The sequence below is a fragment of the Rhodococcus sp. no. 34 genome (genome assembly GCF_054589475.1).
Window position 1 is genome coordinate 489,061 of record NZ_BAAILK010000026.1, and the last position, 12,400, is coordinate 501,460.

12 protein-coding genes are annotated in these 12,400 nt (G+C 62.5%); 5 read left to right on the forward strand and 7 right to left on the reverse strand.

Annotation, left to right across the window (positions count from 1 at the left end; all coding sequences use genetic code 11):
* The coding region (locus tag ACYP01_RS11350; RefSeq protein ID WP_459679992.1) for a hypothetical protein at nt 1–596 on the reverse strand (596 nt) is incomplete at its 3' end.
* 365 nt (nt 597–961) lie between these two features.
* Here ACYP01_RS11350 and ACYP01_RS11355 point away from each other — a divergent pair.
* Nucleotides 962–1,681, forward strand: coding sequence for a hypothetical protein (locus ACYP01_RS11355; RefSeq protein WP_003945935.1), 720 nt, complete (start codon nt 962–964; stop codon nt 1,679–1,681).
* A 180-nt stretch (nt 1,682–1,861) separates the two neighbouring features.
* The gene (locus ACYP01_RS11360) at nt 1,862–2,659 is read left to right on the forward strand and encodes a helix-turn-helix domain-containing protein (protein WP_031332820.1); all 798 of its coding nucleotides are present in this window, start codon (nt 1,862–1,864) and stop codon (nt 2,657–2,659) included.
* A 4-nt stretch (nt 2,660–2,663) separates the two neighbouring features.
* Here ACYP01_RS11360 and ACYP01_RS11365 read toward each other — a convergent pair whose 3' ends face one another.
* Nucleotides 2,664–3,653, reverse strand: a complete 990-nt coding sequence (locus ACYP01_RS11365; RefSeq protein ID WP_003945426.1) for an iron-siderophore ABC transporter substrate-binding protein — start codon at nt 3,651–3,653, stop codon at nt 2,664–2,666.
* A 200-nt stretch (nt 3,654–3,853) separates the two neighbouring features.
* Here ACYP01_RS11365 and ACYP01_RS11370 point away from each other — a divergent pair, with 200 nt between their 5' ends.
* Nucleotides 3,854–5,482, forward strand: coding sequence for an ABC transporter transmembrane domain-containing protein (locus ACYP01_RS11370; protein WP_042923737.1), 1,629 nt, complete (start codon nt 3,854–3,856; stop codon nt 5,480–5,482).
* A complete protein-coding gene (locus ACYP01_RS11375) occupies nt 5,479–7,260 on the forward strand; it encodes an ABC transporter ATP-binding protein (RefSeq protein ID WP_459679998.1) in 1,782 nt (593 codons plus the stop codon). Before ACYP01_RS11370 ends, ACYP01_RS11375 begins: the two co-directional genes overlap by 4 nt.
* A 34-nt stretch (nt 7,261–7,294) precedes the next feature.
* Here the strand turns inward: ACYP01_RS11375 and rlmB are convergent, their stop codons facing one another.
* From rlmB to carD, 5 genes are read right to left on the reverse strand one after another with little or no spacing between them, the layout of a single operon-like run.
* Nucleotides 7,295–8,266 (reverse strand): 23S rRNA (guanosine(2251)-2'-O)-methyltransferase RlmB, encoded by a 972-nt coding sequence (rlmB, locus tag ACYP01_RS11380; protein WP_003945749.1) that lies wholly within the window; start codon nt 8,264–8,266, stop codon nt 7,295–7,297.
* A gap of 2 nt (nt 8,267–8,268) precedes the next feature.
* On the reverse strand, nt 8,269–9,663 hold the full coding sequence (gene cysS / locus ACYP01_RS11385) for a cysteine--tRNA ligase (protein WP_003945830.1): 1,395 nt from the start codon (nt 9,661–9,663) through the stop codon (nt 8,269–8,271).
* An 11-nt stretch (nt 9,664–9,674) separates the two neighbouring features.
* Nucleotides 9,675–10,151 carry a 2-C-methyl-D-erythritol 2,4-cyclodiphosphate synthase gene (gene ispF / locus ACYP01_RS11390; RefSeq protein WP_003945901.1) on the reverse strand — a complete coding sequence of 159 codons (477 nt, stop codon included), beginning with the start codon at nt 10,149–10,151 and terminating at the stop codon, nt 9,675–9,677.
* Nucleotides 10,152–10,850 (reverse strand): 2-C-methyl-D-erythritol 4-phosphate cytidylyltransferase, encoded by a 699-nt coding sequence (ispD, locus tag ACYP01_RS11395; RefSeq protein WP_459680003.1) that lies wholly within the window; start codon nt 10,848–10,850, stop codon nt 10,152–10,154.
* A gap of 22 nt (nt 10,851–10,872) precedes the next feature.
* Nucleotides 10,873–11,361: an RNA polymerase-binding transcription factor CarD gene (gene carD / locus ACYP01_RS11400; protein ID WP_003945666.1), complete on the reverse strand. Its 489-nt coding sequence runs from the start codon at nt 11,359–11,361 to the stop codon at nt 10,873–10,875.
* A 265-nt stretch (nt 11,362–11,626) separates the two neighbouring features.
* On the opposite strand from carD, the gene ACYP01_RS11405 reads away from it, so the two are divergent.
* Nucleotides 11,627–12,262, forward strand: coding sequence for a copper chaperone PCu(A)C (locus ACYP01_RS11405; protein WP_007726888.1), 636 nt, complete (start codon nt 11,627–11,629; stop codon nt 12,260–12,262).
* The last annotated feature ends 138 nt before the right edge of the window (nt 12,263–12,400 follow it).

Consider the following 12,400-nt stretch of genomic DNA (forward strand, 5'->3'; position numbering starts at 1 on the left):
AACGAGCCGAGCGATCCGGTTCCGCCACCGGTTCCGGGGCCAGTGGGATCAACCGGATCAACGGGATCGACCGGGTCAACCGGATCGACCACATCCGCGGCGCGGACAGTGATGGACGGGCCCAAGTTTGCGAAATTCGCACTCGACTGGAATCCGTTGCCCATCACCGTGGCACCTACCGCCAATCCACTTCCGTACACGGTTCCCGGCGCACACGAAGCAGTGACCGTGTAGCTGGTCTTCATGGTCACCGGTTTGCTGCCGTTGTTGATCCAGCCGGCACTGGTCACCTCGACCGTCGTGGCTGTCAGTTCCGGCGTTTCAGTGGTTTCGGTCATTGTCCCGCCAACGTGAAACTTCGTGACCTTCGCCGAGCCCGGGACAAAGGTCAAGCATGCGGCATGCGTCTCGATGAACCTGCTGATATATCCGTCGATTCCGCTCTTCTTCGACACTGTCGTGTAGGTGATCGTGTCCCCGACCTTCGGGGACGCATTGTCCACGGTCCGAGTAAATGTGTAGGCACCGGAAGTTGCTGTCTCGGCAGTCGCGACGCCCGCACCCAGCGCGCTTGCACCCACAGCAAGAGCAATCACCCCCAAACCAGCTCCAACGGTGGACAGACTACGATTCCTGGATCCAAACTTTGCCACGAACAATCTCCACTCTGTGTGGTTCCAGGACAACCGAATTCATTGATTACTGGAACTTGTTGCAACCCGACTCCCGCAGTACGATACAGTCGACCTGGACATTCGCCCAGCTTTTCGTCGAAATAGTCGACAATCAGTTAACGGCAGGCAATCGACACCGAAAAAGTCCTCTCAATTCGGACTTTTCCGTAAATTCTGCCGAACTGATACATAGGCAAGCGTCCGATAGGTTTCAATGGTTACCGCGGCGCAACCTTTGAAGAGTCATCCCATCGCCGTCAGCGTGAACCCCTCGAACGGAGAATTTCATGTCACGTTTTTCAATGCGCAAAACACTCACCGGAATCGCAATCGCTGCACTTGCCACCAGCGGACTCGTGATGACCGCAGGCACCGCGAGCGCCGATGCCACCCACCCGTCCGCGGCAACGGTCAACTCCTCCAACGTCCGAATCACCAAGAGCATCGTGGGCGACGGCGAAGTTGCACCCGGCGGCAAAGTCACCGTGCGCACGGTCATTTCCACAACAGGCCACCCCGAGCGTTACGTCGACCAGTTCGTCGACCGCTACCCCGCCACGTTCAAGTACATCCAGGGCACGGCGACGGTCAACGCGTGGCACTTGATCGGCGGTCAGAAGACCGAATCCGTCACGCCTTCGGTTGACACCGCCGCCCGAACCGTGAATGTACCCAGCACCGGCTGGCTGATCTCGCCCACCGGAAGCAAGACCGTGACGATCGAGGCGCAGTACCTCGTCGCCGACGATGCACCGATCGGTTCGTACCAGGAAATGTCGAGCTCGATCGGTATCTCGACGTTCAATACCGAGCAGAACATCAGCGGCGTCTACGCCAAGATCCGCGCCAAGAACCCCGGCGAGGCGGCCGCATCGGGCTCGGCAGATCTGGGCTTCGGCTCTTCTGACGGCGAGGGCGGAACCGGTTCGGCCGGATCCTCCATCCTGGACAACCCGGCCGGCTTCATCTCCGACATCATCAGCGGTGTCCTGGCCAACGGCAGCTGATTCACTCGCTCCGCCTGCTCCACCTGTAAACACTCCGTCGGGGAATGTGTTCGAGGGTGGCATCGAGTCTTCGGACTCGGTGCCACCCTCGATCTTTTGTGGCGATCACACTTCCGTCGCGCCTGCATCAAGAATCAAATAGGAAAGCATTACCTAAGTCATTCGCGGTATGATCCACCGATGAGTTCCACAGGATTTCCGTACTGGGCTGTGCCGGCAGGCCGGTACGTTCCGCTCCCCTTCTCGATGACGACGTCCACCATCGGGCGTGATCAGAAGCGCGCGTGGCGCGAGATCCGCCATCCCGAACACGAACTCCTCTGGGGCGCTTCCGGCGAGATGAGCGCGTACATCGACGACGTTCGTTGGCAGATACCACCGACGGTCGGCATGTGGATTCCGGCTGGAACTCCACGGCGCATCACGCTCGGCGCATCCACCGAGGCTCGTTTCACCTATTTCCGGCCCGAGTCGTTCCCCCACCCGTGGACAAAACCCGCGATCATCGGCATCGACGACGTCGTCAAGACGATGCTCATCCATCTGCACCAGCGAAATATGCCTACCGAGGCTCGCTTGCGCGCCGAATCCGTAGTCTTCGACACGCTCGCGCCCATCGAGGCGGCTGATGTCGCAGTACCGATGCCCGCCGATCCCCGGGCCCTCGCCGTTGCACGCCGCCTGATCGCCGACCCCGCCGATCAACGCGGGCTTGCCGATTGGGCCTACGTGGTCGGCGGAAGCCCCCGCACCCTGAGCCGCGTGTTCTCTCAAGGCACGGGGATGTCCTTCACCGAGTGGCGAATTCAAGTTCGCGTCCGCGCTGCGATGTCCTATCTCGCTGCGGGCGTTCCTGTTTCGACGGTAAGCCGTCGCGTCGGATACGAAACCCCCAGCGCCTTCACCAGCGTGTTCCGCAAGGTCACCGGACGCACACCGAAGAACTACTACTCGGACGCGTGCGAGTTGTCAGCCTAACTGGTCAGAACCCGTTCATCTTCGAGACCAGTTCCGCGAAAGCATATTTGACGCTCAGCGACGTGGGTGAAGCCAAGGCCATGACTCGTGCCAGACCGAGCTGCTGAATCAGCCTGCCGTCCTTGACTGCCGGCAGGTCGGCAAACAACTTGTCCCCCATCAATCCGGGGAGCCCCTGCCCACTCGCGTCGTTGAGCACGATCACGTCCGCGTCCAGTTCGTTGTACTGTTCGCGCGATGCAGTCACCGACCCCTGGGTGTCGCCGCACAGCTCTGCGCTTCCGGCCGACTGCTTCAGTCCGAGCTGGGACATCAGGATGACTCGGCCGTCGTCAGCGCAGTAATTGGTGAGGCCGTCGATGTTTCCCGAGAGGAAGGTCAAGGTTTTCCCGTTCAGATTCGGGGATCCGGCAGCCAGGTCGGCTATGGAATCGTCAGTTTCCTCGATCAGCTCGGCAGCCCGCTTCGGTTGGCCGAGTACTGATCCGATGGTCGACAACTGTTCCTGCCACGTGGTCGCCCATGCGGTCTCCTTGAACGGAATGGTGGGTGCGATCTGGGAAAGACGTGCATAGTCGTCTTCGGTGATTCCCGAGACCACTGCGATGATCACGTCCGGCTCCAACGCCAGGATCTGCTCGAACGGCACACCGGACGTGCTGTCGAGCAACGTGGGTTCGACATCGCCCAACAATTCTTCGTCCCACGGCAGGATGCCGTTCTCCAAGCCTGCCCCACTGAACGACTCCATGGCGACGGGTGTCTTGCCCAGTGCGAGGACCGAATCCTGGCTGTTCCAGCCGATCGTCACGATCCGCTGAGGTTCGGTCTCGATGGTGGTCGACCCGTACGCGTGATCAACGGTGACCGGCAGCGCGCCGGCCTCGGCCAACTGCGTCGTGCCCTCCGACGCTGTTGACTCGGTGCTGCTCTGGCAGCCTGCGAGCAGGGCAATCGCGGCCAACGCAGCCACTATTCGGGTAGTGCTCTTCATCTTCTGTCAGCTCTCTTCGCAAACGTACTTTGTTTCGACCAGCCAGGTATATCGAGACCCGATCCCGGTAATGGGGTGTCGATACTCCATCTGTCCGCTGCCGCGTAGCCCTTGGCATCTGCGAGCACTTTCCGCACTCGTACCGGCTCTACCGTAGAACTGCACAACGAGTGTTCAGATCTGGGCGAGGAGTTTCACGAGTGTCAGCGCTGCCCGAAACTCGTTCCGGTCCGATGGAGATGATCCGAGTCGGATCATTCTCCTCCGGACGCGGCCCGCGACTGGTTGCAGCCGTCACCGGGCAGGCGTCGTATCAGGTAGCTCAAGCCCTCATCCCGGTGCTGATCGGCACCGTCGTCGACCGGGCAATCGGAAAGTCCGACAGCACAGCACTTCTCGTGTGGCTTGCGGTGCTATGTACTCTGTTCGTGGGACTCGCTCTGTCGTGGCGCATCGCAGTTCGCCTGAACACGCAGGTCTTCGTCTACGGCGAACACGACCTACGACTGAATGCTGCCAGACGAATACTCGATGCCAGGGGGATGAAAGCTCAGCGTTCGACCGGTGAAGTTCTCACCATCTCTACCTCGGATGCCTCACACGTCTCGGGCTTCTCCTGGGTTGTCGCCGAACAGGGCTCGGCATTTGCGGGGCTCGTCGCGGCAGTGATTTCGCTTGCCTTCGTCTCGTGGCCGCTCGCACTGATCGTCGTACTCATCACCGCTGCGCAGCTCATATTCATCCACAAGATCAGCGGTCCGTTGGACGAGCGCGTGTATGCAGAGCAGAAGAAGGCAGCCGAGGCAGGCATGCTTGCAACGGATTTCACGCTGGGACTGCGGGTACTGAAGGGTTTCGGGGCTGAACCCACCGCCCTGTCGCGATACGTCAACGCGAGCCGGGAGTCGATGAAGGCAGCGATCCGGACGGTCAGAGCAATGTCCAGCCTGACCGCGCTCAATTCCGGGGTCTCCGCGTTGGTGCTGGCTTCGGTTGCGCTTGGAGCCGCGTGGATGGCGCATCAAGGCACGATCACCGTGGGCAACTTCGTCACCGTTGTCGGCTTGAGCAGAGTGATTGCCGGTCCGATGGAAACGCTGGGGTTCTTCGGTGCCGAACTCGCTGCCAAGCGAGGTTCCGCGCGCAGACTGTCCGAACTGTTGGCCGAGCCACACCTGATCGAATCGCTGGCCCCCACGGCCGCGACCGAACCTGCCAGAACTGAAGACGCCCTATTGATTTCGGCGGACAACGGAACCGTCGTCTCAGCTCGCCGCGGAGAAGTGGTGGGTGTGCGCGCTGACGATTCCGCCGACCGACTGGCACGACAACTCGCCTATCAGACCCCGCTCGCCCCCGACTCTTACTTCGTATTCGGCACCGATGCAACCGACCTCGGCCCGGACGGAGTTCGTGATCAGGTGTTCGTCTCCGCCCATGAAGGAACCGTGTTCACCGGCACCGTCTTCGACAATCTGGCTGCACCGAACGTCGACTCGTCGGCAATGACGTCATCTGCGCTCGACGACGTGTTGACGCATCTGCCCGACGGCCACCTCTCCGAGGTAGGCGAGCAAGGAAAGAAACTCTCCGGAGGTCAACGCCAACGCCTTCTCCTCGCCCGCGCTCTCCATCAACCCCAGCCGATCCTGGTCCTCCACGAACCCACCACTTCCGTGGACTCTGTCACCGAGCATCGAATTGCACACTCCCTGAGAAACTTCCCCGACAAGGCCATTCTGGTGATCACCTCGAGCCCGACCCTGCTCCATTCGTGTGACCGTGTCGTCACGATCGACCACGGCGTTCGGGAGGGAGAGTCGCTGTGACCGATACCCTTCCGGATGCATCTGCTGTTCCGGTTGTATCTGCCCTGCCGATCGCGTCGACCAAGCAGACCGTCCGCGCATTGATCGCACTGCTTCGGCCACGCAAGCGAGCGCTCGCACTCACGACCGTCGTGCTTCTCTCTGCTACGGCCTGCGGCCTGTCCACCCCGGCACTGCTCGGACTCATGGTCGATGCGGTCACGGAGGGCAAACCGTTTGCCTCACTCCTGCGTATCACCGCGTTCATGCTCGGCGCAGCGGCAGCAGGAGTTGCGCTGACCTGGTGGAGCACACAGCTTCTGGCGAATGTCGCGCAGAACGTGCTGGCCGATCTTCGCGAGGACGTGTTCGCCGCCACCCTCGCGCAGCCGTCGTCACTGGTCGAGGATGCCGGAACCGGTGATCTGATTTCCCGGGTCTCGGGCGACGTCGAAGCGGTAAACACCGTCATCGCGCGAGTACTACCCGCCACCGTGTCTGCCCTGTTCATGATTTCACTGACGCTTGTCGGTGTGGGAGTGATCGATTGGCGCTTCACCGTGGCAATCGTTGCCGTTGCGCCGATTCACTATTTCGCTCTTCGTCATTTCCTCCGACGCTCCGGACCCGTCTACCGACGCTCTCGCGCTGCGCAGGCCAGGCGGGGACAACAGCTCATCGAAACTCTCGGAGGCGCAGGCACTGTCACTGCCCTGCGGCGAACAGACGAGCACATCGGCCGAATCGCCGAGACCTCCGAGCACGCCATCAGCTTCGACATGCAGGCAGTTCGCCTGCGCACCAACTTCTTCGCCCAACTCAACGGCGCCGAACTGCTCGGACTGGCCGCCGTCCTGAGCGTCGGCTACTGGCTCGTGACCACAGGCTCGGTGTCCATCGGGGCCGCTACCGCCGCCGCCCTCTACTTCCACAGTCTGTTCAGCCCCATCGCGGTATTTCTCTCGAACATCGACGAATTGCAGGATGCGGGTGCCAGCCTGGCTCGCCTGATCGGAGTCACCGCGATGCCCGGGCGGCCCACGAGCATTCCTGCCTCGGATCGGTCCGAACCCATCGGCGTCGAGGTGGACCGGGTTTCCTACTCGTACGACAACTCCACCCCGGTGATCGATTCGATCTCGATCTCGATCGCACCGGGGGAACGAATCGCCGTCGTCGGAAGCAGCGGCGCCGGAAAGACCACGCTCGCCAAACTGATTGCCGGCATCATTCCCGTCGGGGACGGGCGAATCACCGTCGACGGCACACTGATTGACGACCTGAGTGATGCCGAACTTCGGCACGAAGTCGTCCTCGTCAGCCAGGAAGTTCACGTGTTCGTCGGGACGATCGCCGACGATCTCCGGTTGTGTGCACCAGATTCGGACGATGCGAAGATCGCCGAAGCCGTCGACACGATGAAAGCTCAATGGATTCATGAACTTCCGGACGGACTCGAGACCAGGGTCGGGGCCGGTGGGTACCAGTTGACGGCGGCGCAGGCACAGCACATAGCCCTCGTCCGACTGGCTCTGCTCGATCCTCCCGTCGTCATCCTCGACGAGGCGACTGCCGAAGCCGGAACCACCGCAGCCGGTCTACTCGATCAGGCAGCCGAGCTCGCAGTCGCCGGCAGGACCGCCGTGGTGATCGCACACCGGCTGAGCCAAGCAGTCCGCGCCGATCGCATACTCGTCATGAGCGGTGGCCGCGTAGTCGAGAGCGGGACACATGACGAACTGATCGGCGCGGACGGTTCCTACGCTGCACTGTGGGAAGCCTGGTCGGTACGGAGCTAGAACCCCGCCAGACTCACCCGAAAGCCGTTACAACTCAGCTGCTACGACGCCTGCGGGCGATATCCGCCAGGACGACTCCGGCGGCAACCGAGGCGTTGAGCGACTCGACCGGACCGGCCATCGGAATCGACAGGATCGCGTCGCAGTTCTCGCGGACGAGGCGCGAAAGACCCTTGCCCTCGGAACCGACCACGATCACAACGGGACCGCTGCCGTCGAAATCGTCGAGAGTGGTGTCGCCCTCGGCGTCGAGACCGACGACCTGAACACCCTTCGATGCCCAGTCCTTGAGCGTGCGGGTGAGGTTGGTTGCCCGAGCAATCGGCAAACGAGCGGCAGCGCCGGCGCTGGTACGCCAAGCGACAGCACTCACGCTCGCGCTACGACGCTCCGGAATCACGACGCCGTGTCCACCGAAAGCTGCGACCGAGCGCACGACGGCACCCAGGTTGCGGGGATCGGTGATGTTGTCCAGCGCGACGAGCAGCGGCGGCTCGGCATGCTTGCGTGCCTCCGAGAGAAGATCGTCCGGGTGCGCGTAGCGGTACGGCGGAACCTGCAGGGCGATGCCCTGGTGAAGACCGTTGGCGCTGAGGCGATCCAGATCGGTGCGGGGGACCTCGAGGATCGAGATGCCGGCATCCGCAGCGAGCTGAACGGATTCCTTCAGTCGATCGTCGCTCTCGGTGCCGACGGCGACCCACAGTGCAGTCGCCGGAACGCCGGCGCGTAGGCACTCGACCACCGGGTTGCGTCCGAGCACTGTCTCGGGACCGTCGAGAACCTTGCGGCCCGGACCCGGACGGCCACCGCGGCCCTGCTTCTCGTCGGCACGTGCGGCGCGCGCTGCACGCTTTGCCGCGGGATGCTTGGTGCGTGCCTCGGCGGGCGGCGTAGCGCCACGCCCTTCGAGACCGCGACGGTGCTTACCGCCGGAACCGGCAACCTGGCCCTTCTTGGTGCCGCCCTTACGGACTGCGCCGCGCCTGCTCGAGTTTCCAGCCATTGTTACTGCCCTGCCTTAAGGGACCATTCGGGTCCGTCGGGAGTATCGGTTACTTCGATACCCGCCTTGATGAGGCGATCGCGGACCTCGTCCGCCACCGCCCAGTTCTTTTCCGTACGTGCCTGCTGCCGACGATCGAGATCGGCCCGCACCAACACGTCCAAAGCTTCCATTGCCGTCTCGGTGTCGCCACCGGACTGCGTCCAATGCTCGTCGAGTGGGTCGACGCCCAGGATCGCGAGCATGGCCCGCACCTGGCCGGCAGCCACCCGAGCCGCGTCGAGATCACCGGCAGCGAGCGCGGAATTACCCTCGCTCGCCTTGCCGTGAATCTCGGCCAACGCGATCGGCACCGACAAGTCGTTGTCGAGAGCCGCCGCGAAACCTTCGGTCCACGTACCGAGTTCGACGCCGCCCGCACGCTTGTGTGTGCGCAGGACGAACGACTCGAGCCCCTGGTAGGACTTCGCACTTTCGTCCAACGCCTCGTCCGAGTACTCGAGATTGGAACGGTAGTGCGCACTACCGAGGTAGTACCGAAGTTCTTGCGGACGAACCTTCTTGAGCACGTTCGGCACCGAGAGAACGTTGCCCAACGACTTGGACATCTTCTCGCCACTCATCGTGACCCAGCCGTTGTGCAACCAGTACTGAGCGAAATCGTCGCCGGCGCACTTGGCCTGCGCAATTTCGTTCTCGTGGTGTGGGAAGACGAGATCGCGTCCACCACAATGGATGTCGAATGCGGCCCCGAGGTAGAACTCCGCCATGGCCGAGCACTCGAGGTGCCAGCCCGGACGGCCAGGTCCCCACGGCGTCGGCCACGAGGGCTCACCGGGCTTGACGGCCTTCCATAGGGTGAAGTCGCGAGGATCGCGCTTGCCCTCGGCCGCACTCTCGCCCTGATGAACGTCGTCGAGTTTGTGGCCGGACAGTGCGCCGTACTCGGGGTAGCTCTGCACGTCGAAGTAGACGTCACCGCCCGCCGCGTACGCGTGGCCGTTCTCGATCAGACGTTCCATCATCTCGACCATCTGCGTCACGTGGCCGGTGGCCCGTGGCTCGATGGACGGTGGCAGCACACCCAGTTGGTCGTAGGCCCACGTGAACGACCGCTCGAACGTCGCCGCCCACTCCCACCAAGGTCGACCGGCGCCGGCGGCCTTGTTGAGAATCTTGTCGTCGATGTCCGTCACGTTGCGCACGAAGGCAACGTCGTTGCCGTGCGCCAACAGCCAGCGACGCAGCACGTCGAAAGCGACGCCGCTGCGAACGTGTCCGATGTGAGGATCACCCTGAACTGTCGCCCCACACAGGTACACCGATGCATGTCCGGGGGCCAACGGAACAAAATCCCGAAGGGCCCGCGTACCGGTGTCGTATAGGCGCAGGGTCACGACCAGCGATCTTACCTGTCGTGTTCGGTTGTCATGACCAACGCGGTGGCCATGGCGGCGATCCCCTCGCCTCGACCGGTCAAGCCGAGGCCGTCCGTGGTGGTCGCGGACACAGAAACAGGCGCGCCCAGTATCTCGGAAAGCACCTTCTGCGCCTCGTCGCGACGCGGCCCGATCTTCGGACGGTTGCCGATGACCTGCACCGCGGCGTTGCCGACGGCGAACTGGTTCTCTTCGAGCAGTCGGCGAACCTCGGCAAGCATTCGAGCGCCGCTCACGCCGTCCCATTCGGGCCTGCCGGTGCCGAAAACCGAACCGAGGTCACCGAGGCCCGCCGCAGAGAGCAACGCGTCACACAGCGCGTGGACGGCGACGTCGCCGTCCGAATGGCCCGAGCACCCGTCTGCTTCCTCGAACAGCAACCCGGCCATCCAGCAAGGACGACCGACCTCGATGGGATGAACATCCGTGCCGAGACCGACGCGCATCTAATTTCCGTCCTGTGAATCCGCACTCAACGCTGTCTCCGAGCTCAGGAGCGCCCGTGCAAGGACCAGGTCGAGCGGAGTGGTGATCTTGAAGGCGAGGGCGTCGCCGGGAATCGTCTGCACCGAAACACCGAGACGCTCGACCAGAGCGGCGTCGTCGGTCGCGGCGACGTCACCGGCGTCGTACGCACTGCGCAGGACGTCGGTGGAGAATCCTTGGGGAGTTTGAACCGCACGCAACTCCGAACGCAGAGGCGTACCGGTGACTGCGCCGAGTACGTCGACCGACTTGATCGTGTCGGTAACCGGAAGTACCGGGATGACAGCGGAGCTGCCGGCTCGGAGAGTACCGACGACGCGCGCGATCAACGCCGGCGGTGTCAATGCCCGTGCGGCATCGTGCACGAGTACAAAATCTGCGTCGCCGGCAGCACTGAGGCCGGCTCGAACCGAATCGGTTCTTTTGGCACCACCACCGACGACGTCGACGTCCGCTGCACGACCGAGGTCGGCTACGACGGATTCGACCAGTTCAGGCGGCACAATGACAACAACGCGGTCGATCGCTCCGGATTTCCGGAGTCCATCGACCGCGCGTGCAAGCATGGTGCACCCACCGAGTTCGACAAATGCCTTGGGCAATTTCTCGCCCAATCGCACTCCCCGACCTGCGGCAGGTACCAGGGCTACTACTGCCACTGTCAGCTTTGTTGTGTTGCAGTCAGGACGCGGCCGCGAGGACCTCGTCGAGAATGGTCTCTGCCTTCTCGGTGTCAGTGCCCTCGGCGAGCGCGAGCTCTCCGACGAGAATCTGACGAGCCTTGGCGAGCATGCGCTTCTCACCAGCGGAAAGTCCGCGGTCCTGCTCACGACGCCACAGGTCACGAACAACTTCTGCAACCTTGTTCACGTCACCTGAGGCAAGCTTCTCGAGATTTGCCTTGTATCGACGAGACCAGTTGGTGGGCTCTTCGGTGTGCGGTGCTCGCAGAACCTGGAAAACCTTGTCGAGGCCTTCTTGGCCGACCACGTCACGAACTCCGACGTACTCTGCGTTGTCTGCAGGAACCCGTACTGTGAGATCGCCTTGAGCGACCTTCAGAACCAGGTACTCCTTCTGCTCACCCTTGATGGTGCGGGTTTCGATAGCTTCGATCAGCGCCGCACCGTGATGGGGGTATACGACGGTGTCTCCGACCTTGAAAATCATGTGTCCCGTGCCCCTTTCGATTCCACTAGTTTAACACGTGAAAGAACCGACCACTCATCAACTGTGCAGGTCAGGGGCATCCTTGCTCGAGCGTAGGGGTTGACAGGGCTTGTTGTACGTGCATTCAACTGGTCTGGAGCACCCCTGCGTAACGGACTGAAAGCCCACGCAGACAACCGTTGTGGCGACCCGACGGCCAGCCCGCGGGACCTTATCTACTACTCTGCCTAGTGGAGTGCGAACCTGACGCCGTGGAGGACAAATCGTGACTGCTATCCGTAAGCCGACTCGTCGAGTCGCTACCGCCATTGCACTGGCTGCAGGCGCAGCCATCGCGCTGTCCGCTTGCGGTTCCGGACAGGTGAGCCAGACCGCCGTCCAGCAGGCCGCCGTGAACGGCAACAGCGCCGACCTCGGTGAGATCGCACTGCGCAACGTGCACATCGCTTACCCCTCGTCCGAGGAGTACAGCATCGAGCCGGGCGGCAACGCCGTGCTCGCGTTCACCGTCGTGAACGACAGCGCCGAGACCACGGACAAGCTCGTCAGCATCACCACCGATTACGCAGCACGCGTCATCGCAGGTGAAGAGGTAGGTGGCTTGACGATCAAGCCGCAGACGTCGCTGCAGGCCGGTCAGTTGCCCGCAGGCGAAGGCGCCGCGACCGAGGCCGAGACCCAGATCAAGAACAACGAAGAGAACGACGACGCACCCGCTGCGCTCTCTCTCGTCGTTCTGCAGGACATCAAGGCAGGCGTTCGCCCCGGCTTGACCGTCCCGATCACCTTCAAGTTCGAGAAGGCCGGATCGGTCACCGTCGACGTACCTGTCGACGCAGGCCCGCAGCTCGAGCGCAACGAGTCGGACAAGTCGCCCGACGTTGCAGAAGCTGGGCACTGAGCCTCGAATTATCAAGGCGCACAATGCGCCTCGCAGAACAACTTCAAAATCACACTAGAGGCGGGGTCCATGTCGGACCCCGCCTCTAGTCTGTCCCGGTGGCCAAAGTGAAATCGAACTACCGCTGCTCCGAATGCC

Excerpts from the sequence above, each read along its gene's own strand:
- ACYP01_RS11355 (WP_003945935.1), top strand. The coding sequence starts at position 962 with ATGTCACGTTTTTCAATGCGCAAAACACTCACCGGAATCGCAATCGCT.
- ACYP01_RS11360 (WP_031332820.1), top strand. The coding sequence starts at position 1,862 with ATGAGTTCCACAGGATTTCCGTACTGGGCTGTGCCGGCAGGCCGGTAC.
- ACYP01_RS11365 (WP_003945426.1), bottom strand. The coding sequence starts at position 3,653 with ATGAAGAGCACTACCCGAATAGTGGCTGCGTTGGCCGCGATTGCCCTG.
- rlmB (WP_003945749.1), bottom strand. The coding sequence starts at position 8,266 with ATGGCTGGAAACTCGAGCAGGCGCGGCGCAGTCCGTAAGGGCGGCACC.
- ispF (WP_003945901.1), bottom strand. The coding sequence starts at position 10,151 with ATGCGCGTCGGTCTCGGCACGGATGTTCATCCCATCGAGGTCGGTCGT.
- carD (WP_003945666.1), bottom strand. The coding sequence starts at position 11,361 with ATGATTTTCAAGGTCGGAGACACCGTCGTATACCCCCATCACGGTGCG.